General features: G+C 41.3%; 16 protein-coding genes. 6 read left to right on the top strand and 10 right to left on the bottom strand.

Annotated elements, in window-relative coordinates:
* Nucleotides 1-27: 27 nt before the first annotated feature.
* The 4 genes from parE to idi all read left to right on the top strand — a co-directional run bounded on the left by parE (nucleotide 28) and on the right by idi (nucleotide 5843).
* A complete protein-coding gene (gene parE, locus G6R09_RS16840) occupies nucleotides 28-1911 on the top strand; it encodes a DNA topoisomerase IV subunit B (RefSeq protein ID WP_065166845.1) in 1884 nt (627 codons plus the stop codon).
* 81 nt (nucleotides 1912-1992) lie between these two features.
* Nucleotides 1993-4272 carry a DNA topoisomerase IV subunit A gene (parC, locus tag G6R09_RS16835; RefSeq protein ID WP_163923634.1) on the top strand — a complete coding sequence of 760 codons (2280 nt, stop codon included), beginning with the start codon at nucleotides 1993-1995 and terminating at the stop codon, nucleotides 4270-4272.
* Between the two features lie 162 nt (nucleotides 4273-4434).
* Nucleotides 4435-5160: a 1-acylglycerol-3-phosphate O-acyltransferase gene (locus tag G6R09_RS16830; protein ID WP_065166843.1), complete on the top strand. Its 726-nt coding sequence runs from the start codon at nucleotides 4435-4437 to the stop codon at nucleotides 5158-5160.
* 149 nt (nucleotides 5161-5309) lie between these two features.
* Nucleotides 5310-5843 (top strand): isopentenyl-diphosphate Delta-isomerase, encoded by a 534-nt coding sequence (gene idi / locus G6R09_RS16825; RefSeq protein WP_163923632.1) that lies wholly within the window; start codon nucleotides 5310-5312, stop codon nucleotides 5841-5843.
* 54 nt (nucleotides 5844-5897) lie between these two features.
* On the opposite strand, the gene G6R09_RS16820 is transcribed toward idi, so the two are convergent.
* From G6R09_RS16820 to G6R09_RS16785, 8 genes are all read right to left on the bottom strand, one after another.
* Nucleotides 5898-6284, bottom strand: a complete 387-nt coding sequence (locus G6R09_RS16820) for a RidA family protein (protein ID WP_065166842.1) — start codon at nucleotides 6282-6284, stop codon at nucleotides 5898-5900.
* Between the two features lie 107 nt (nucleotides 6285-6391).
* A complete protein-coding gene (locus G6R09_RS16815; RefSeq protein ID WP_087845987.1) occupies nucleotides 6392-6877 on the bottom strand; it encodes an arginine repressor in 486 nt (161 codons plus the stop codon).
* A 313-nt stretch (nucleotides 6878-7190) separates the two neighbouring features.
* Nucleotides 7191-7658 (bottom strand): aspartate carbamoyltransferase regulatory subunit, encoded by a 468-nt coding sequence (gene pyrI, locus G6R09_RS16810; RefSeq protein ID WP_065166840.1) that lies wholly within the window; start codon nucleotides 7656-7658, stop codon nucleotides 7191-7193.
* A gap of 14 nt (nucleotides 7659-7672) precedes the next feature.
* Complete coding sequence (gene pyrB / locus G6R09_RS16805) at nucleotides 7673-8602, bottom strand: aspartate carbamoyltransferase (protein WP_065166839.1); 930 nt, start codon at nucleotides 8600-8602, stop codon at nucleotides 7673-7675.
* Nucleotides 8603-9031: 429 nt separating this feature from the next.
* Nucleotides 9032-10042, bottom strand: coding sequence for an ornithine carbamoyltransferase (locus tag G6R09_RS16800; RefSeq protein ID WP_065166838.1), 1011 nt, complete (start codon nucleotides 10040-10042; stop codon nucleotides 9032-9034).
* 125 nt (nucleotides 10043-10167) lie between these two features.
* Nucleotides 10168-11082, bottom strand: coding sequence for a carbamate kinase (gene arcC / locus G6R09_RS16795; protein ID WP_065166837.1), 915 nt, complete (start codon nucleotides 11080-11082; stop codon nucleotides 10168-10170).
* Between the two features lie 62 nt (nucleotides 11083-11144).
* Entirely contained in the window at nucleotides 11145-12365 is a 1221-nt protein-coding gene (gene arcA / locus G6R09_RS16790) for an arginine deiminase (RefSeq protein ID WP_065166836.1), read from the bottom strand.
* A 748-nt stretch (nucleotides 12366-13113) separates the two neighbouring features.
* Nucleotides 13114-14562, bottom strand: coding sequence for a YfcC family protein (locus tag G6R09_RS16785; protein WP_065176387.1), 1449 nt, complete (start codon nucleotides 14560-14562; stop codon nucleotides 13114-13116).
* 531 nt (nucleotides 14563-15093) lie between these two features.
* On the opposite strand from G6R09_RS16785, the gene rraB reads away from it, so the two are divergent.
* Nucleotides 15094-15492, top strand: coding sequence for a ribonuclease E inhibitor RraB (gene rraB, locus G6R09_RS16780; protein ID WP_060998551.1), 399 nt, complete (start codon nucleotides 15094-15096; stop codon nucleotides 15490-15492).
* Nucleotides 15493-15693: 201 nt separating this feature from the next.
* Entirely contained in the window at nucleotides 15694-18129 is a 2436-nt protein-coding gene (locus G6R09_RS16775; RefSeq protein WP_065166835.1) for a glycoside hydrolase family 2 protein, read from the top strand.
* A 53-nt stretch (nucleotides 18130-18182) separates the two neighbouring features.
* Here G6R09_RS16775 and G6R09_RS16770 read toward each other — a convergent pair whose 3' ends face one another.
* Nucleotides 18183-18596 (bottom strand): DUF2061 domain-containing protein, encoded by a 414-nt coding sequence (locus G6R09_RS16770; protein ID WP_065166834.1) that lies wholly within the window; start codon nucleotides 18594-18596, stop codon nucleotides 18183-18185.
* Between the two features lie 199 nt (nucleotides 18597-18795).
* Nucleotides 18796-21657 carry a valine--tRNA ligase gene (locus G6R09_RS16765; protein ID WP_163923630.1) on the bottom strand — a complete coding sequence of 954 codons (2862 nt, stop codon included), beginning with the start codon at nucleotides 21655-21657 and terminating at the stop codon, nucleotides 18796-18798.
* Nucleotide 21658 lies beyond the last annotated feature (1 nt).

Here is a 21658-nt window from a genome sequence, read left to right as displayed (position 1 = left end):
CAAAATTTTCTCGTAAATTTCCTTGATATGACAGATCAAAGCTATAACGCCGGAGCCATTGAGGTTCTAAATGGCCTTGAGCCAGTACGCCGCCGTCCGGGTATGTATACCGATACGGTAAGACCTAACCACCTAGGTCAAGAAGTTATCGATAACAGTGTCGATGAAGCCTTGGCTGGACATGCTCGTAAAGTCGAAGTCATTCTTCATGCCGACCAGTCATTAGAAGTGATTGATGATGGCCGTGGTATGCCGGTCGATATTCATCCAGAAGAAGGTGTTTCTGGGGTTGAGCTTATTCTATGTAAATTACATGCCGGAGGTAAATTCTCGGGTAAAAACTATCAATTTTCAGGTGGTTTACATGGGGTAGGTATTTCGGTTGTAAACGCCCTCTCTAATCGGGTTGAAGTCACGGTTAAACGTGATGGTCAAGTGTATCAAATTGCATTTGAAAATGGCGATAAAGTCTCTGAATTAGAAGTCATTGGTACTTGTGGTCGTCGTGCAAAAGGCACCAAAGTGCATTTTTGGCCAAACCCTAAATACTTTGATAGCGCTAAGTTTTCTGTTACGCGCCTGAAAAGTAATTTAAAAGCCAAGGCAGTATTGTGTCCAGGCTTAGAAATCATCTTTACCAATAAAATCACTAATGAAACAATACGTTGGTGCTACGAAGATGGTTTGAAAGATTATTTAGCCGAAGGTGTTAAAGGCTATACATTATTACCAGAAGAGCCATTTACTGGTGTCTTTAGTGGTGCCACTGAAGCTGCCGATTGGGCGCTGCTATGGTTGCCAGAAGGCGGTGAGCTGATCACTGAAAGTTACGTTAACCTGATTCCAACCGCCCAAGGTGGTACTCACGTTAACGGTTTACGCCAAGGTTTACTTGATGCGATGCGTGAGTTCTGTGAATTCCGTAATTTATTACCACGAGGCGTAAAACTAACAGCTGATGATATTTGGGATCGCTGTGCTTACGTGTTATCGGTAAAAATGCAGGATCCACAATTTGCCGGTCAAACGAAAGAGCGTTTATCGTCACGTCAATGTGCGGCATTTGTTGCAGGTGTAGTAAAAGATGCCTTTAGTCTATGGCTTAATGAGCGCCCACAACTAGCGGAGTTATTGGCCGAAGTTTGTATTGCTAATGCCCATCGTCGTATGCGCGCTAGTAAGAAAGTGGTGCGTAAGAAAATTGCTTCAGGTCCTGCTTTGCCAGGTAAATTAGCTGATTGTTCACAACAAGACTTAAACCGCACTGAATTGTTTTTGGTCGAAGGTGACTCGGCAGGTGGCTCAGCCAAACAAGCCCGTGATCGAATGTTCCAAGCTATCATGCCCTTACGCGGTAAGATATTGAATACTTGGGAAGTTTCCTCTGATCAAGTGTTGGCATCAGAAGAAGTACATAATATTTCTATTGCATTGGGTATTGATCCAGACAGCGGCGATTTAAGTGGCCTACGTTACGGTAAAATCTGTGTCCTTGCCGATGCGGACTCGGATGGTTTGCACATTGCGACCTTATTGTGTGCTTTATTTATGAAGCACTTTGAAGCTTTAGTCCGTGCTGGGCATGTGTTCATTGCAATGCCGCCACTTTATCGTATCGATCTAGGTAAAGAGGTGTTTTATGCGCTTGATGAAGCGGAAAAAAATGCCATCCTTGAACGTCTAAGCGGTAAGCGAGGCAAGGTTAACGTGCAGCGCTTTAAAGGACTGGGTGAAATGAACCCATTGCAATTACGTGAAACTACCATGGATCCTAATACTCGTCGTTTGGTGCAACTGACTATTGATGACGATAGTGAAACCAATGAGATGATGGATATGCTGCTCGGCAAAAAACGCGCAGAAGATCGTCGTCATTGGTTGCAAAGTAAAGGCGATATGGCGGAAGTGTAATTCCTCTCCACGTATATTATTTTTTAAATCGGCAAACATTATGTTTGCCGAATCGCATTATTTAAGACGGATTATCTCACGATGACTGATGTCTCTATGGATGGCGTTGAACAGCTTCCACTTAGAAAGTTTACTGAAGACGCTTATTTAAATTACTCCATGTATGTGATCATGGATCGTGCCTTGCCTTTTATTGGTGATGGCTTAAAACCAGTACAACGTCGTATTATTTATGCGATGTCTGAATTAGGTTTGAACGCAACAGCAAAATATAAAAAATCGGCACGTACAGTTGGTGACGTATTAGGTAAATTCCATCCACACGGTGACTCAGCGTGTTATGAAGCGATGGTGCTGATGGCACAACCTTTCTCCTACCGTTATCCATTAGTCGACGGTCAAGGTAACTGGGGGGCGCCAGATGATCCGAAATCTTTTGCAGCAATGCGTTATACCGAATCACGTTTATCACGTTTTTCCGAAGTATTACTCTCAGAGATAAATCAAGGTACAGCTGATTGGGTACCAAACTTTGACGGTACTATGCTTGAGCCTAAAATGTTACCTGCACGGCTGCCGCATATTTTATTGAATGGTATTACCGGTATCGCTGTTGGTATGGCAACGGATATTCCACCGCATAATGTGCGTGAAGTCGCCAATGCTGCAGTGCACATGATCGAGAACCCAAGCGCTGATCTTGATCAATTGATGGAATTTGTTCAAGGTCCTGATTACCCAACCGAAGCTGAGATCATCACTTCAAAATCAGATTTAAAGAAGATGTATGCCACTGGCCGTGGTAGCGTAAAAATGCGCGCGATATGGCATAAAGAGAATGGTGATATTGTTATTACCGCGCTGCCACATCAGACATCGGGTGCTAAATTATTAGAGCAAATTGCCGCGCAAATGCGGGCTAAAAAGCTGCCAATGGTGGAAGATTTACGTGATGAATCTGATCATGAAAATCCGACTCGAATTGTGATTGTGCCACGCACTAATCGTATTGATTGCGATCAGCTGATGAATCATTTATTTGCATCAACTGATTTAGAAAAAAGTTTTCGCGCTAACATTAACATGCTTGGGTTAGATGGTCGTCCACAAGTAAAAGGCTTGGTGACAATCATTAAAGAATGGCTTGAGTATCGTCGTAGTACCGTACGTCGCCGTTTGCAATACCGTCTTGATAAAGTGATCGCTCGATTACATATTTTAGAAGGTTTATTGGCAGCTTACCTTAATATTGATGAAGTGATTGAGATCATTCGTAGTGAAGATGATCCAAAAGCTGAGTTAATGTCACGTTTTGATTTAACCGTGACTCAAGCCGATGCGATTTTAGAAATAAAACTGCGCCAGTTAGCCAAGCTTGAAGAAATTAAGATCCGTGGTGAATTAGAGGAATTAGCCAAAGAGCGCGATCAACTTGAAAAGCTGCTAGGTTCTGAGCGTCGTTTAAATACCTTGATCAAAAAAGAAATTATCGCAGATGCTGAAAAGTACGGCGATGATCGTCGTTCACCATTGGTTGAGCGAGCAGAAGCTAAAGCGATGACGGAACGTGACTTACTACCAAGTGAAGCAATCACAGTGGTGCTGTCAGACAAAGGCTGGATCCGTCATGCTAAAGGGCACGAGGTTGATCCTGTGACCTTAAATTATAAGTCAGGTGATAATTATCTTGCTCATGCTCGCGGTAAGAGCAATCAACCAGCCATATTCTTAGGCTCTGATGGTCGCAGCTATGCGCTTGAATCACATAGTTTGCCATCGGCACGTAGCCAAGGCGAACCGATCACTGGTCGTTTAAACTTAACCCCTGGCACGAATATGCGCCAAGTTATGATGGCTGAAGATGATCAGTTATGGCTTATGGCATCGGATGCGGGTTATGGCTTTATCTGTAAGAGCAGTGATATGGTATCTAAAAATAAGAGCGGTAAAGCCTTATTAACAGTACCTGAAAATGCCTTGGTTTTACCGCCTCAACCAGTTGCTGATCTTAATAATGATCAAATTATGGCGATCACTAATGAAGGTCGAATGTTGTTATTCCCGATAAAAGACTTACCGCAATTAGGTAAAGGAAAGGGCAATAAGATCATCAATATTCCATCAGCACGCTCAAAAGCTCGCGAAGAATTCTTATCTTATTTGGTTGTTCTTACTGCCGATAGCCATGTTACCTTGTATGCTGGTAAACGTAAGTTAAGCTTAAAACCAACGGATCTTGAAAACTTCCGTGGTGAGCGAGGACGCCGCGGATCGATGTTACCACGTGGATTACAGCGTGTGACTGAGATTGATGTTGACTCACCACAAACACTCAGTGATGAGCAAATTATCGAGAATTAATACTCGTTATATAGACAACAGAACCCTCATTTATTGGGGGTTTTAAATGATTTATTTGCGTGAGTTGTGGTGTTGTTGGTTAAGGTGTTAACCCACATAACAGGTGTTATTTTCCTTACTGTGGGTATACTAGCGCACACTTGTTCGCTGAGGAATGTTTGAATGATTTATATTTTACGCCTGATTGCGATCGCAATTTTTGCCATCGTAACCTTTGTCTTTGGCTGTGGTTATTGTTTATTAAGCCCACGTAACCCTAAACATGTTTATACTTTTGGACGCCTGTTTAGCAAGATGTCACGGGTGTTAGGGATTAAGCTTGAAATTCGTTACGCTGACGGTGCTGAGCAAGTAGGCTCTGCTGTTTATATTGCTAATCATCAAAATACTTATGATTTATTTACTGTTTCTGGTGCAATTATGCAACGTACCGTGACGGTCGGTAAAAAAAGCTTAGTCTGGATCCCATTATTTGGGCAGCTATACTGGATCACAGGTAATATTCTGATTGATCGTGCAAATCGCAGTAAAGCGGTCGGCACTATTGGTCAAGTGGTTGAGAAAATCAAAAAAAACAAAGTGTCTGTATGGATGTTTCCTGAAGGTACTCGCTCACGTGGTCGTGGCTTATTACCGTTTAAAACAGGTGCATTTCATGCTGCAATTGGCGCCCAAGTACCAGTTGTGCCGATTGTGTGTAGCTCAACCGATAAAGTAAGACTTAACCGCTGGAACAACGGTGTGGTGATTGTTGAGCTAATGAAACCAATCAGCACCGTGGGTTTAGAAAAAGAAGATGTACGTAAATTATTGACCCAAAGCCGTGACATAATGGCCGCTAAACTAGAACAACTAGATCAAGAAGTTGCGGAGCGCAATAAACATTAATTTTAGCTATTTAACGCTTAATAAGTATAACCAAAACAGATGGTATAAGTATTATTAACAAGGACATGTTTTCTGAGCATGTCCTTGTTTTGTTTTATAGTTAGTGAATAACGATAAACAGTATTTAGTGATAGAAGTAGAAGATGATCATGACTGAAGAATATGTAGTATTAGTAGATGAGCAAGGCCATGAACTTGGCTTACAAGAAAAAATGCAAGCTCACCGTGATGGTTCACTGCATTTGGCCTTTTCTGTATTACTTTACCGTGATACGGCTTCTGGGCGTGAATATTTATTACACCAACGCGCATTAGAGAAATACCATAGTGGTGGTTTGTGGACCAATACTTGTTGCTCTCATCCTCGTCAGGGGGAAACGATGAGTCAAGCAGGTGTGCGTCGCTTACAAGAAGAAATGGGCATTACTTTAACAACCAGCTTAACAGATATCGGTAATTTCTGTTATTTCGCTAATTTAGATCATCAGTTGATCGAACATGAATTAGATCATGTGCTTATTGCTGATGGTAAGGGGTTGGTGTTTACGCCTAACTCGGCAGAAGTGATGGCATATCGTTGGTGGTCTATGGCTGAATTAGCATTGCAATTACAGCAGGCACCGCAGTTATTTACGGCATGGTTTGCACAAGTATTAGACCTTGCAGAGCAAACATATCGTTAGTTGTTGCAGCAAACAGCGATCACTGATTTCAGTCTCGTGATCGCTATTTCAGCATTATTTGCGTACTGCAATCGCTTCAATTTCAATTTTCACATCTTTAGGTAGACGCGCAACCTCAACACAAGAACGAGCAGGGTAAGGCGCATTATGTTCATCAAAGAATGCACCATAGACCTCATTTACCGCACCAAAATCATTCAGATCTTTAACAAATACCGTCATCTTAACGATATCAGCAACACCTAAGCCTGATGCTTCTACAACCGCTTGAACGTTATCTAATGATTGACGTGTTTGAGCTGCAATATCTTCTGCAACTTCACCTGTTAGTGGGTTTACTGGAATCTGGCCTGATGTCATTACCATGTTACCAAGATCAACACCTTGTACATAAGGACCGATCGCTGCAGGCGCTTGCTCTGTATGAAGAATTTTTGTCATGAGTTATCCTATTTATGATCATTAAAAGGCGTAATAATTACCTTTAACCATGGATTGATATGGGGGCAATAAACCTATATTCAACTAATAATGATCGTTATCAGTGGCTACTGTAGTCCTAAACGTTGTTTTACAACCAACAGGCATTGGTTAATGCGTGTAATGTCTTTGGGCGCAACCATAACGGTATCATTACCGCCAATGGTGCCTAATATATCCACATGAGGTTGCATATCGATTAATCTTGCTACTAATTGTGCACCTCCTGGATGGGTTTTTATCACTACAACTAACTGGTTGTGACTAACAAATTCAATTTGTGATGCAATCGAAGCATTAATTTTAATGGGTTCATTTTCAGCAGTTAGACAATAAATTTTTTTACCAGCAGCATTAGGCACCTTAGCAACACCAAGCCTTAATAGTAGCCGTGATACCGTTGATTGACTGATATCATGAAAACCTAATTGAATTAACTGTTCTCGAATATCATCTTGTGTTGTAAAACTTTGCTGTTGTAATAAGCGTTTACATGCTGATGTCATATTATCATTACAATAATTATGATCGATTGCTGGGGCTTGGGTATCCATGCTTGGTCACTCCTTGGCAATGTATGGATCAATAATACATTGGACAATACAGGTTATTGGTGTCGCTATTATGAGGCTGTAGTTTGTGCTATTAATGTGCGCAGTTGCATATTGATGGTAGCAATTATAATGTAGCGGAGATATGACCATTATCACCAAATAACAAACGTTATAGGTAATTATTGTAGTGAATGATAGTAATGTGATGCGAGTTTGCGTTATGGATTACTTTTTCCTAAAAAATACCCAGTAATGATAATGACGTGTTTGAGTTAGTTGTCATCACTAATTACTGGGTAAGATATAGTCTGTTTTAGCTATTAGATTCAGTCACGATTTGGCGTGAGAATACTTTTTCGCAGTACTTACATTTTAATTGAATATCAGCTTTTTTAGTCAATACCTTAAAGCCACTATTAACCGGTTCACCATGTGAAATACAGTTGCTATTTGGGCATTTAAAAATGGTGCTGATAAATTCAGGTAGTGATAAGTTAAGTTTCTTTACCACCGCATAATTTTCAATTTGATTGACTGTAGCCTGTGGCGCGTAAAGCGCTAATTGGTTGGCCTGATCTTCGCTAACAAACACATTTTCAATCTTGATTAGATCTTTAGCACCTAATGCTGATGAGGGTAAATTAAGACCAATAGTCACGCGTTCGTTAGTGCCGTCAATATTAAATAATTTCAGGATTTTAATACCAACATTTGCAGGAATATGATCGATAACGGTGCCGTTTTTAATTGCTTCAACTTTGAGTTGGGTCTCTTTAACCATGATCGTCATTCCTCTTATAGGGTTTCATTAAGTACAAGTGCAAGTAACGCTTGACGTGCATAGACGCCATTCTCAGCTTGTTGGAAGAAATAAGCATGCTTAGTCTTATCAACATCAACCGTAATTTCATCAACCCGTGGTAGCGGATGCAATACTTTTAGATTGTCACGGGCGTTGTCTAGCATGCTCGCTGTAAGGATATAGGCTGCTTTCATGTGTACATATTCCGACTCATCAAAACGCTCTTTTTGTACACGAGTCATGTAAAGAATATCCAGTTCAGGGATCACATCTTCCATGTTGCTGTGTAAGCTATAGCTAATTCCAGCGTCATCTAATTCTTCGCAAATATAATCAGGCATAGCCAATACTTCTGGGGCGATGAAGAAGAATTTAACATCATTAAACTTTGACAGTGCTTGAGTGAGTGAATGCACTGTACGGCCATATTTTAAATCACCGACAAAGGCAATATTAATCCCATCTAATCGACCTTGAGTTTCATAGATAGTAAACAGATCCAATAATGTTTGGGTTGGATGTTGATTGGCGCCATCACCACCATTGATAACCGGGACACCATTAGAAAATTCAGAGGCTAACCGAGCAGCACCTTCTTGTGGATGACGCATAACAAATGCATCAACATAAGAGGTAATCACCTGTACCGAATCCGATAATGTCTCGCCTTTATTGGCAAGCGAAGTGTTTCCTGGCGAGTCAAATCCGACCACAGTACCGCCTAGGCGTTGGATAGCCGTTTCAAAAGAAAGACGGGTACGGGTTGAAGGTTCAAAGAAGCAACTGGCAATGACTTTATTTTGCAGTAACGTTGGGTTTGGCTCCGCTTTTAGTCTTGCAGCAGTATCAACAATAAGCTCTAGTTCAGCACGATTAAGCTCGGGGATGGAAATAATATGCTTTTTAAACAGCGAATTAGCCATGGCTTCTTTCCCTATGATGGTGTGATTAAATTGAATTTTTGGTGTTGCTAAATTTTAGACAAAAAAAAGCCCCCTACTAAAAGGAGGCTTTTTTTTGAAAAATAGTAAAAATAAAATAACCAACCATCATCAAAGGATGATTACAGCAGCTTAATTTTGCGGTGATGGCAGGTTTCATTTTTTATCTCTTGCTGGGCAAATTGCAAGGATTATACCGTCTATTTTTTATGGCGCAAGCGTTTGCGTTAACTATTCAACGGATGGATTTTTATGCAATTATAAGGGTGATTTTTTAACGCTTATTTTTAGGTATTTGATTGAAATTAAATGTTTTTTTGTTGGTGTTAAAAAACATAGTTGAAACAATATGCAACTGCCGCTCAAGTGAGCGGCAGTCGAATTATAGCGTAAGCATTTAAACTTGAGTGCTTAGTTGCCTAGTGTCGCAACCATTACTGCTTTAATGGTGTGCATGCGGTTTTCAGCTTCATCAAATACAATTGAATGTGATGACTCAATCACTTCATCGGTCACTTCCACTCCTTTTGATAATACTGGATACGCTTGAGCTAATTCTTTACCAACAGCAGTATCTTCACCATGGAAAGCGGGTAAACAGTGCATAAATTTCACATGTGGATTTCCCGTTGCTTTTAACATTGCCATATTGACTTGGTAAGGCAACATTAAATTAATTCGCTCTGCCCATGCTTCTTTGGCTTCGCCCATTGATACCCATACATCAGTGTAAAGGAAGTCACACCCCTGAACACCTTCTTGAACATCTTCTGTCATAGTGATTTTAGCCCCTGTTTCAGCTGCAATTTCACGACATTGAGCAACAAGTTCAGCATCTGGCCAAAATGTTTTTGGTGCGACTAGACGAATGTCCATCCCCATTTTCGCAGCACCAACCATTAATGAATTACCCATGTTATTGCGTGCATCACCAAGGTAAGCAAATGACATTTGGTGTAATGCTTTGCCACGGCCGTGTTCTTGCATGGTTAGAAAATCAGCTAGAATCTGCGTAGGGTGGAATTCATCGGTTAAACCATTCCACACTGGCACGCCAGCATAGGCGCCAAGCTCTTCAACAATGGCTTGTCCAAAGCCACGGTACTCAATACCATCGTACATACGGCCTAATACGCGAGCGGTGTCTTTCATTGATTCTTTATGGCCAATCTGAGAGCCTGAAGGGCCTAAATAAGAAACTTGAGCACCTTGGTCAAAAGCTGCGACTTCAAATGCGCACCGAGTACGGGTTGAGGTTTTTTCAAAGATCAACGCAATGTTTTTACCTTTAAGGCGTGGTTGCTCATAGCCATTGTATTTTGCTTTTTTTAATTCAGCCGAAAGCTCAAGTAAATGTTGAATCTCACGAGGAGTGAAATCAAGTAATTTTAGGAAGTTACGATTACGAAGATTAAAAGCCATGATGTATCCCTCTTAAGGTTCAGTATCTCTTCGACTGAATCTTTTATGTTATGATTGAGTTACTCGATAATGATCAATGTTAATAATATGTTTATCTTATTTCTTATCGTTTGTGAATGGTTATTCTACTTGTCTGCAATAATATTTGTTCCCGCGAGACCTTTTAGAATTTCTAAACCGTCATGTAACGCACCTATTCCGACCAATTTTCCGCCTTGTTTGATAAATTCACACGAAGCCTCGATCTTGGGACCCATAGAGCCGGCATCAAAGCTGTACTGCGATAATGCGCGTGGCGTGGTGCTGGTAATGGCTTTTTGAGTTGCTTGGCCCCAATCCAGATAAACAGCGTCTGCATCGGTTAAAATTAGCAATGCATCAGCATTTAACTGTTTAGCCAAATAAGCGGCTGACATGTCTTTATCGATCACAGCTTCAACACCGACCAGTTTGTTATTTTCGCGTTTAACCGGAATACCGCCGCCGCCAGTACAAATAACTAAGTGATCACGTTTAATTAAGGTTTCGATGGCATCGCATTCAACAATGCCAATGGGTTGTGGGCTTGGCACCACGCGACGGAAATATTGGCCGTCAGCTTTTACTGTCCAGTGAAACTTCTCTGCTAACTCACGCGCTTCAGCCTCTTGATACACAGGGCCAATAGGCTTAGTTGGATCGGCAAAAGCAGGATCTTGTGGATCAACGAGCATTTGAGTGAGCATGCAAGATACATCTTGTTGTGGCAGTAAATTTTTCAGTTCTTGCATTAAGATGTAACCAATCATGCCTTGGGTTTCTGATCCCAATACGTCTAATGGATAAGGCATGACTTTTTTATATTCCAACCCTTGCAGCGCCAGTAGCCCGACTTGTGGACCATTGCCATGCACCAGCACCACATTATATTGCTGGGCAATTTCTGCGATGGTTTTAGCTGCTGTAGCAATGTTTTGACGTTGAATGCTAGCTTCTAAAGGCTCACCACGGCGTAATAAGGCGTTACCACCAAGGGCAACAACAACAGTTTGTTTAGTCATAGTTGTGTATCTCCACATTTATTGGTGGCTGGTCGATAGGCGCTCCAGCCTTTGTTATTGGGTTAAATACCATCACGCTCAATTGGGCAGCTCATACAGCGAGCACCACCACGGCCACGACCAAGTTCATCACCAGGAATTGGAAGTACTGTGATACCAGCTTTATCGTACTTTTCATTGGTGTAAGTGTTGCGCTCATAACCAATAACGACACCAGGACTTACCGTTAATACGTTGTTAGCATCGTTCCATTGCTCACGTTCAGCTTCAAAGTTATCGCCACCGGTGGTAATTAAATTAAGCTGATCAACGCCTAAAGCTTTTTCAATAGCATGGACAAAATAGTTTTCTTGTTTGGCTTTAACACTGCCATAAGCATCACCAGTGAGACTCCAGCATTGAACGTCTTTACGGATCACTTCAGGATAGACAGAGAAGGTATCTTCGCGCATGTGGGTCATCACGGTATCGAGGTGCATGCATGAGCGATGTTTTGGTAATTCCATTGCGATGACTTGCTTGGCTTGACCGTGTTTAAATAAGCTCGCCGCTAATGCTTCAACACCTTGTGGCGTAGTGCGCTCAGACATTCCGATTAATACGCTGCCTTTTCCGATAACTAAAACATCACCGCCTTCAATAGTCGATTTGTCATAAGCATTTTGGTCATCGCCAAAGTATTTAATGAAATCTTGGCCTGCAAAGGTTGGATGCCAGCGGTAAATAGCGCGCAAATGGTTGGTTTCACGCTGACGTGCTTCTTTGGCCATCGGGTTAATAGACACACCGCCATAAACCCAGCATGAGGTATCACGAGTAAAAAGATGATTTGGCAATGGCTTGATAATAAAATCACAAGGCGAATGCATCTTTTGCATAATAGAGGATGATTGCAGTGGTAATTCGGCGTAACTTAAGCCACCTAATAAAATTGACGCTAGTTCAGCATGAGGTAAATCAGCTAAGAAACAGCGAATATCATTAGCGAAGGTATCACCAAAACGGTAATTTGATATTTGAGTTGATAATAGCCAATCTTTAGCTTCTGGAATGGCTAACGTTTCGCTTAACATGGTTTGTAATAATAAAACTTCAACACCTTGTTGGCGTAAAGTATTAGCAAATACATCATGTTCTTTACCTGCTTTTTCAACAGATAAAACATCATCAAATAATAAATCTTGGCAATTAGAAGGTGTAAGATTATTTAAAGCACGCTCTGGACGATGAATGAGTACGCGGCGTAGTTGACCTATTTCAGAACCCACATAAAAGTTACTCATGATAGTATCTCTCTATATATGCCTGTCAGTGATTGGCTATGTTTAAAGTTACGAAGCGTTAAATAAGTATTACGTGTTGTTGATGTTATTGATTCTACGTAGTTAGTGTTATTTATATAAGATCGTTATCACACTTTAATTATTAATGACTTAGCTGGTTTGAGATGGTTATTTACCAAAAGATAGCATCGGTAAATAAAGGTAGTTACCGATTTATTATGTGTTTATGCTGTTTTTTTAAAGGTAAGTTTGTTTTCAAGTTGTTGTTTTTGTTGTTTATTTTATTTTAATATGAAATGTTATGCACTTAATTTTTTAAATTAAGTATTAACAGTTGAAAATATTATTCAATGAATATGCGTAGATATATTAAATAACCCCTACTTTTATACTTTAAATAATACCATAATGTTTTTTTTGTGATGGGGGTTTACTATTTTATTTAATGATTTGGTGTTATTTTTTGATTTTAAATATGTTGTCTGAGAGAAATAGAGAAATAGAGAAATAGAGAAATAGAGAAATAGAGAAATAGAGAAATAGAGAAATAGAGAAATGAAGAAATAGAAAAACAGAGAAATAGAGGAGTAGAAAAGAGAATATATTGGCTGTAAGGCTAACGGTGTAAATAATTAACTATTGCTGCAAATTAAGCGTAATAACAAGCGAGTTATCGTTATCAGTATAATAAAAAACCGCCCGTAGGCGGTTTTATTAATGAAGAGAATGTTAAGAGTAAATGAGCAAACTAGACTAATATTACGCCGATACTTAATACCACCATCGTAAATACAATAATAATACCCAGTAATGGTGCGACCCATTTTAACCATCTTACATACGGAACACGGGCAATAGCCAGTCCTCCCATGACCACTGCAGAGGTCGGTGTAACCAGGTTAACCACGCCTGACGCTGATTGATAAGCTGTGACAACCAGATCGCGGCCTACACCTGAAAAATCAGCTAATGGTGCCATGATTGGCATGGTTAATACCGCTAAACCTGAGGTCGATGGCACTAAAAATGACAGTAATATCTCTAAAATATACATCACATTAATAAACACCACCGCAGATAGCCCAGTAACGATATGTTCGGCTGAGTTTAAAATGGTGTCAGTGATCATACCGCGATCCATGATCACCACAATGCCGCGAGCGATACCGATAATCAATGCCACGCCTAGTAGATCGCGCGCACCATCAATAAAGCTGGTAGAGAAATCTTCCTCGCTCATGCGTGATACCAAGCCAATCAAAATTGAGGCGCCGAGGAACATTGCTGATATTTGTGGCATCCACCAACCCGCGATGGCTACGCCATAAATCATCACCGCAAAAGAGAGACCAAAAATAGCCAAAATAACTTTACGGGTAGTAGTGAACTCAAGCATTTGATCTGATTGATTACTTAAGAAGTGGGCTTTATTTTGTTCATATTGGTCATACACAATTGATTTAGTTTGATCTTCTCGCACCATTTTTGCGTAGCGCATAACATAACCGACACAGATTAACCAACCGATAGTGAGGATAATAACCCGTAACATTATGCCATCAGTAAAAGGGATCCCTGCAGCATTAGACGCAATAACAGTAGCAAAAGGATTGATGGTTGAGCCGAGGGTGCCGATGCCAGCTCCCAATAATACTGTTGCAGCAGCAACCAAAGGATCAAACCGCGCAGCCATCATCACTGGAACAAGCAGGGTATAAAAAGGTAATGATTCCTCAGCCATGCCATAAATAGTACCGCCAGCGGCAAACAGTCCCATTAAAATTGGGATCATTAATTCTTCTTTGCCATGTAAGCGAGCTGTGACACGTTCAATACCGGCATCAATTGCTCCGGTTTTAGTTACTAGTCCTAAAAAGCCACCAATAATTAAAATAAACAATGACACATCAATCGCTGCGGCTTCATAAGACTCATGGTTATAGAATCCATCAATAGGGGCCAATAGCACGTCAATAACCCCCTGTGGGTTACTTTCTACTGCTTTATAAGTACCTGTAATGGGCACTTCTTTACCCAGTTCGGCATTCATCTGACGATCATATTGTCCAGCAGGTACTACCCATGTCAGGGCGGCAACAAACGCAATTAGAGTAAATAAAATGGTGTAAGCCGATGGGAATTTTAATTGAGCAAAAAAGCTTTTCTTTTGCGGTTTAATTTCGGTGTGTGTCGTCATGGTTATCTCCTGCACCATTGGTTAGTGATAACCATAAGGTGTGTTTGTCTGCATGAGTGGTAATAATCACTTATGAATAAATAAGGGAACAAACAATAAACGTAACTTATTAAATGGGTGTTGCTGAGTGTGTAAGTCGCTAATAAACAGCCTCATTTTTTGTGGTGGCGTTATGATTCTAAAGCGGAATATAGTTACTAACTCAACCATTGTTCACAGTTTTTTTGTATCAAAATTAGTGCATCACAGTATTAATTTTAGCTGAGGGATATTCGCGTAAAAAAAATGGGTGGCTATGCGAATGATGATTATACGACATGAGGATAAGAGCTTATGTTGCCGCTATTGTACAGTAATCAATAAAATCAGTATGGAATATTATGCATATTAATGAGTATTTGGTGGTTTAACCTTAATTGATTAATGGTTGATTAAGATCAATTTAGGTCTGGTATATACGTAACATATGGTAATTGAGTGCAAACCATGCGATATTTGCCAGCAAATTTATTCCATAGGTGGAGTGATACCATGTCTTACGCAGAATTGATTGCAGAGCAAAAAGAAGAAACGCGCGAAATTATTGCCGCATTACTTGAAGATGGCAGTGAGCCTGAGGCGCTTTACACTATTGAGCACCATTTCTCTGCAGACACCTTTGAAGAGCTAGAAGCGGCTGCAGTTGAAGCATTTAAACTTGGTTTTAATGTTTTAGAAGCAGAAGAGCTAGAACTTGATCCTGAAGATGGCGGCGGCAAAGTTGTATGTTTTGATGCCGTAATGGAATCCGCTCTAAACGCAGAATTAATTGATGAGCAAGCTGAAAAGCTAATTAAACTGGCTGAAAAGCACAACATCGATTATGACGGTTGGGGTACTTACTTCGAATCTGACGAAGATGATGAAGAAGAGAATGAAGACGAAGAATAAATCGTCATAATATCACTCTGTTCTTAAAAGCCGGCATTTTGCTGGCTTTTTCTACTTTTTGGCGGTGATATCAAATTTTGATATCAATAACATGATAGAAATTTACTCGTGATCACTGTCTGTAATCACAACGCGTGTAAATCTTTCCAATTATCCTCATACATTTAAATCATACTGAATAATTCAGTATTGGAGTGATTGATGACAATCTCACTTAATGGCCAGTGGTTGCTTGCGTGTGTGCAACGTTCAGCAATTCAAGACCTTCATATTAATTTGCCGGGTGATGTTCACTCTGCATTATATGCAGCTGGAGAGATCCCTGATCCTTATTGGGCAACCAATGAAAAAAAAGTTCAGTGGGTTGGTGAGTGCGACTGGATTGTCAGCCGCCACTTTGAATTAACAGCCGAACAGCTAACCTGCAATGCCATGGATTTGGTGTTGGAACAGCTGGATACGGTTGCTGAAATTCGTATTAATGGCCACACTGTTGCCGATTTTAATAATATGTTCATGCGTCATAAAGTGGATGTATTAAGTTGTCTGCAAGTTGGGACCAACCGGATTGAAATAGTATTACATCGTGCTGATTTAGCGGCTAAAAATCGAGCTGATAAATTACCATTTCCGTTACCTTGGGCCGAGGGCAATAACCAAATTCCATTTATGAATACGCTGCGTAAACCGCAATTTCATAGTGGTTGGGATTGGAGTATTTGCCTGTCGGTATTGGGGGTTTATGGTGATATTGTGCTGCAGCCGATTGAGCATGTTCGCATTAGTCATTTAGCCACTAAACAGAAATGGCACCAGCAAGAGTGTGAATTAGCGGTTACATTGCATTATGAAGTTGTGTCTGAAAAAGGGCTGGCTAATGCTGATGTTACTTTTGATGGCCAAACATTCCACCTGACGCTTGATCGTGAATCGACTAAAGCTTGTGTTATTTTTCGTATTGATAACCCTCGTCACTGGTGGCCTGCGGGTTACGGTAAACAGCAATTATATAAGTTAGCTTTAGAAGCTGATGGCGTTGCTATTACCAAGCAAATTGGCCTGCGTAAATTAGAACTTATCACCGAAGATGATGAGCATGGCCAAAGCATGGTGGTGATGGTCAATGATGTGCCCATTTCTGCTCGTGGTGCTAATTGGATTCCACTTGATGCCATGCCTGCGCGTATGACAGAACAGCGTTATCGTAGTTTACTTACCGATGCTGCTGCTGCCAATATGAACATGTTACGCGTGTGGGGCGGTGGCATGTATGAAAAAGATATCTTTTATAACCTGTGTGATGAATTAGGGTTACTTGTTTGGCAAGATCTGATGTTTGCCAATGCATTGTATCCATCAACGCCAGATTTTATTGCTGAAGTTGAACAAGAGGTTGAGTTTCAGGTTCGGCGTCTAAAAGATCACCCAAGTTTAGTGTTGTGGTGTGGAGATAATGAAGTGTTGGGGGCGATTGATCGTGATCCAGCATCGCGTCAGCACCGTGAAAAACACTTGATTAACTATGATCGTCTTAACCGTACTCTCGCTGAAGTGGTTGAGCGTGAAGATCCCTCACGACGTTTTTGGGCGAGCTCACCGTGCAATGGCGAATTAGATATTATCGACACTTGGCACCATGATCCGCAACGGGGTGATATGCATTGTTGGGATGTGTGGGACAGTGGTAAAGAATTTGATGCTTATTTGCAAGTGACGCCACGTTTTTGTTCTGAATTTGGTTTTCAATCTTGGCCATCATTACCAACCATCAAAAGTTGCTTGCCGGAACAAGATTGGAATATTAGCTCCCCAAGCTTTGAAAACCATCAGAAAAATAGCAATGGTAACTCGATCATTACCGAGATGTTTACTCGCTATTTCCGGTTTCCAAATGGGTTTGTCAATATGTTGTATTTATCGCAAGTGCAACAAGCATTAGCGGTCAAAACAGCCGCTGAATATTGGCGTACACAAAAACCGCTTAATCGTGGCATGCTATTTTGGCAGTTAAATGATTGTTGGCCCGTGAGTTCGTGGTCATCAATAGAGTACAGTGGTCGTTGGAAGCAATTGCATTATCATGCACGCCGCTTTTTCGCTCCACTAATGGCGACGTTTACTCGTGATCAACACGGGCTAAAGTTACATTTAGTCAATGATGGCCGTAAAAACACCGAGCTAAAAGGCGAAGTGGTGTGGCAAAGTTGGGAAGGGGAAATCCTTTATCGTGAACCGATTAATCAATATTTAGAAGCAGACTCAACCAAAGTGGTATGGGAGTGGCTCAATGAAGATTTAGACGGCCATGAACAAGATGGTTTTTTCCATGTTCATTTGCATAGTGGTCAGCAATTGATTGAGAACACTTGGTTGCCAGCACGCCCTAAGTACTGTGAGCTAGCGTGCCCTGATTTACGCTTTGAAGTCGCTGAACACAATAATGACATTGTGGTGATGCTAAGTAGCAGTAAGCCAGCTTTCTTTGTGCATTTAGAGTTTGAGGGCGAGGGAAGATTTGATGATTCAAGTTTTACCCTAGTACCTGAGCACCAACGCCAAATTAAATATATTGGCTCGGCTAGCTATGATGAAGTGGTACAGGGCCTGCGGGTTTATCACTTAAAGCAAAGTTACTAGCCATAACTAACAAACCCCTGCTTATGATAAGTCGTAAGCAGGGGTTTTGCGTTTTAATGATGCAAACACACCATCATTGACATTAGCTGCTGAGATGAATGTTGATGGCGTTGTTTCTTTTGCCACACTCGCTCATGAAAGTAATAAGCTAAGGTATTGATTGTTGGCTCGATCATCGCCATTGCCCCCCCAATCACTAAATCACCCGTTAATAAATACACCACACTAAATGCGACACTGAAATGCAGTACTGCAAAGCTGATTGTTTTTCGGCTTGGTGAGCTATATTGGGTCTGAACAAGCTTTTTGGTTTGCCATACTTTCTCATGGAAGTAAAAAGCAACGGTATTAACCATAGGTTCGATTAAAGCAATCAGGCCACCGATTAAAAGATTGCCCGTTAATAAGAATGCCAAGCTAAAAGCAACGCTAAAATGGATGATGGCAAAACTGAGGGTTTTCTTCATAAGGGTAATCTCATTAATTTGATGTAATGAGTATTACAAAAATAGTTTAATAGGTAAATTTGGTACTTTATATTCCACCAATAGGTAGAAGCTATTATTGTGGGTGTATTTAGATGAGGAGATTAAAAGTTGTAATGCAAAGAGCAATAAAAAACCGACGCCAAAGCGTCGGTTTTTATTGTTAGATCGTAGTTAAGACTTATAGCGCAGCAATTGTTGCTTTCTGCTCTGTTAGTTTAACCAATGTCTCTTCATAACCCGCTAGCTTTTCACGCTCTTTAGTGATCACGATTTCAGGCGCTTTAGCAACGAAGCCTTCGTTACTTAGCTTGCCAGAAGTGCGTTTGATTTCGCCTTCCATTTTCGCGATTTCTTTGTCTAAACGTGCAAGCTCTGCATCTTTATCGATCAAACCCGCCATTGGGATCATCAATTCAGATTTACCCACAAGTGCTGTTGCACAAGCAGGGGTAGCTTCACCGTCAGCTAATACTTTCACTTCTTCTAGTTTTGCTAGAGATTTCAGTACGGTTAGGTTTGCTTCAACGCGTGCAGTATCAGCGGCATCAGCGACTTTTAGCATGACTGATAATGGCTTGCTTGGCGCGATATCATATTCTGCACGTAGGTTACGAATGCTAGTGATAAATGCTTTAACAAACTCAATGTCAGTGATTGCTGCTTGGTCAAACTGTGCTTCATCAAACTGAGGCAATGCTTGATTCATGATGGTTTCACCTTCAACACCGTCAACCAGCGGCTTAACGCTCTGCCAGATTGATTCAGTGATGTAAGGTAATACTGGATGTGCAAGACGTAATGTCTTTTCTAATACAGTAATTAGCGTATGACGTGTTGCACGTTGTTGTGCTTCAGTGCCTTTCCATAGAACAGGTTTAGTTAGCTCTAGGTACCAGTCACAGAATTGGTTCCAGATGAACTCGTAAAGTACACCCGCAGCCATATCTAAACGGAAGTTATCAATATGGGTATTGAATTCTTTTGCCGCTAGTTGGAATTGTGATTCAATCCACTTATCAGCAACTGAATATTCAAGCTCGCTACCTGCTGCAAAACCACAATCTTGATCTTCTGTGTTCATAAGTACGTAACGACTTGCGTTCCATAGCTTGTTACAGAAGTTACGGTAACCTTCAAGACGCTTCATATCCCAGTTGATGTCACGGCCAGTTGAAGCCATAGCAGCAAGAGTGAAACGTAGCGCATCGGTACCGTATGGTTCAATACCTGCTTCAAATGTCTTACGGGTTGCTTTTTCAATCTTCGCTGCAAGTTGTGGTTGCATCATGTTACCGCAACGCTTTTCAACTAACGCTTCAAGATCAATACCGTCGATCATGTCGATAGGGTCGATTACGTTACCCTTAGACTTAGACATTTTATCGCCGTTTTCGTCACGGATAAGACCGGTTACGTAAACAGTTTTAAACGGTACTTGTGCTTTGCCGTCTTCATCTTTACAGAAGTGCATGGTCATCATGATCATACGTGCAACCCAGAAGAAGATGATATCAAAACCAGTTACCAACACATCAGATGGATGGAAGGTTTGAAGATCAGCGGTGTTTTCTGGCCAGCCTTGCGTACCAAATGTCCATAGTGCTGAAGAGAACCATGTATCAAGTACGTCATTGTCTTGGTTTAGTACCACAACAGGTGCTAGATTGTACTTTTCACGAACTTCTGCTTCGTTACGACCAACGTAAACTTTACCATCGTTATCGTACCAAGCAGGGATGCGGTGACCCCACCATAGCTGACGTGAAATACACCAGTCTTGAATATCACGCATCCAAGAGAAGTACATGTTTTCGTATTGCTTCGGTACGAACTGAATATCGCCATTTTCAACCGCTTGAATAGCTGGCTCAGCTAATGGTGCCGCGCGAACATACCATTGTGCAGTTAGCATTGGTTCAATAACCACGCCACCACGATCACCATAAGGAATGGTGAGATCGTGATCTTTAATTTCTTCTAGCAGACCTAGCTCGTCAAATTCAGCAACGATAGCTTTACGGGCTGCAAAACGCTCCATACCTTGGTATTTCGCAGGGATTTCAGTGCTGTAAACATCACTTTCTTCGCCGTTAGTGGTGAAGACTTCAGCCGCATCACGAATATCAGCGTTAAAGGTTAGAATGTTGATCATCGGTAGGCTATGACGCTTACCTACTTCGTAGTCATTGAAATCGTGTGCTGGTGTGATCTTCACACAACCAGTACCTTTATCCATGTCCGCATGCTCATCACCTAAAATAGGGATGCGACGGCCAACGATAGGTAGAATGATTTCTTTGCCGATCAGATCTTTGTAGCGTGGATCTTCAGGGTTAACTGCAACACCAGTATCACCCAGCATCGTTTCTGGACGTGTTGTTGCTACCACGATGTAGTCTTTACCGTCGGCTGTTTGTACGCCATCAGCAAGAGGGTAACGGAAGTGCCACATGTGACCTTTAACATCTTTGTTTTCAACTTCGATGTCAGAGATTGCTGTGTGTAGTTTTGGATCCCAGTTAACCAGACGCTTACCACGGTAAAGTAGATCTTCTTGGTATAGGCGAACGAAAACTTCTTGAACGGCATTTGATAGACCATCATCCATCGTGAAGCGCTCACGATCCCAGTCTACAGATGCGCCAAGGCGACGAAGCTGTTTGGTGATAGTGCCGCCAGATTCGTTTTTCCATTCCCAGATCTTATCGATGAAAGCATCACGACCGTAGTCATGTTTCGTTTTGCCTTCTTCAGCAGCGATCTTACGCTCCACAACCATTTGGGTAGCAATACCTGCGTGGTCAGTACCAACCTGCCATAGGGTGTTTTTACCTTTCATACGCTCACAACGAATCAAGGTATCCATAATGGTATCTTGGAACGCGTGGCCCATGTGTAGGCTACCTGTGACGTTTGGTGGCGGGATCATAATGCTGTAAGCATCTTTAGATGTATCACCATGAGGCTTAAAGTAGCCAGCCTCTTCCCAGCGCTGATATAGCGCTTGTTCAATTGATTGTGGGTTGTATGTCTTTTCCATA

It is taken from the genome of Photobacterium sp. Alg240-V54, from assembly GCF_900537155.1.
Taxonomy (GTDB): domain Bacteria; phylum Pseudomonadota; class Gammaproteobacteria; order Enterobacterales; family Vibrionaceae; genus Photobacterium.
Note: the sequence above shows the minus strand (reverse complement) of the source record. Positions and strands in the feature narration are given on the sequence as shown.

Excerpts from the sequence above, each read along its gene's own strand:
- parE (WP_065166845.1), top strand. The coding sequence starts at position 28 with ATGACAGATCAAAGCTATAACGCCGGAGCCATTGAGGTTCTAAATGGC.
- parC (WP_163923634.1), top strand. The coding sequence starts at position 1,993 with ATGACTGATGTCTCTATGGATGGCGTTGAACAGCTTCCACTTAGAAAG.
- G6R09_RS16830 (WP_065166843.1), top strand. The coding sequence starts at position 4,435 with ATGATTTATATTTTACGCCTGATTGCGATCGCAATTTTTGCCATCGTA.
- idi (WP_163923632.1), top strand. The coding sequence starts at position 5,310 with ATGACTGAAGAATATGTAGTATTAGTAGATGAGCAAGGCCATGAACTT.
- G6R09_RS16820 (WP_065166842.1), bottom strand. The coding sequence starts at position 6,284 with ATGACAAAAATTCTTCATACAGAGCAAGCGCCTGCAGCGATCGGTCCT.
- G6R09_RS16815 (WP_087845987.1), bottom strand. The coding sequence starts at position 6,877 with ATGGATACCCAAGCCCCAGCAATCGATCATAATTATTGTAATGATAAT.
- pyrI (WP_065166840.1), bottom strand. The coding sequence starts at position 7,658 with ATGGTTAAAGAGACCCAACTCAAAGTTGAAGCAATTAAAAACGGCACC.
- pyrB (WP_065166839.1), bottom strand. The coding sequence starts at position 8,602 with ATGGCTAATTCGCTGTTTAAAAAGCATATTATTTCCATCCCCGAGCTT.
- G6R09_RS16800 (WP_065166838.1), bottom strand. The coding sequence starts at position 10,042 with ATGGCTTTTAATCTTCGTAATCGTAACTTCCTAAAATTACTTGATTTC.
- arcC (WP_065166837.1), bottom strand. The coding sequence starts at position 11,082 with ATGACTAAACAAACTGTTGTTGTTGCCCTTGGTGGTAACGCCTTATTA.
- arcA (WP_065166836.1), bottom strand. The coding sequence starts at position 12,365 with ATGAGTAACTTTTATGTGGGTTCTGAAATAGGTCAACTACGCCGCGTA.
- G6R09_RS16785 (WP_065176387.1), bottom strand. The coding sequence starts at position 14,562 with ATGACGACACACACCGAAATTAAACCGCAAAAGAAAAGCTTTTTTGCT.
- rraB (WP_060998551.1), top strand. The coding sequence starts at position 15,094 with ATGTCTTACGCAGAATTGATTGCAGAGCAAAAAGAAGAAACGCGCGAA.
- G6R09_RS16775 (WP_065166835.1), top strand. The coding sequence starts at position 15,694 with ATGACAATCTCACTTAATGGCCAGTGGTTGCTTGCGTGTGTGCAACGT.
- G6R09_RS16770 (WP_065166834.1), bottom strand. The coding sequence starts at position 18,596 with ATGAAGAAAACCCTCAGTTTTGCCATCATCCATTTTAGCGTTGCTTTT.
- G6R09_RS16765 (WP_163923630.1), bottom strand. The coding sequence starts at position 21,657 with ATGGAAAAGACATACAACCCACAATCAATTGAACAAGCGCTATATCAG.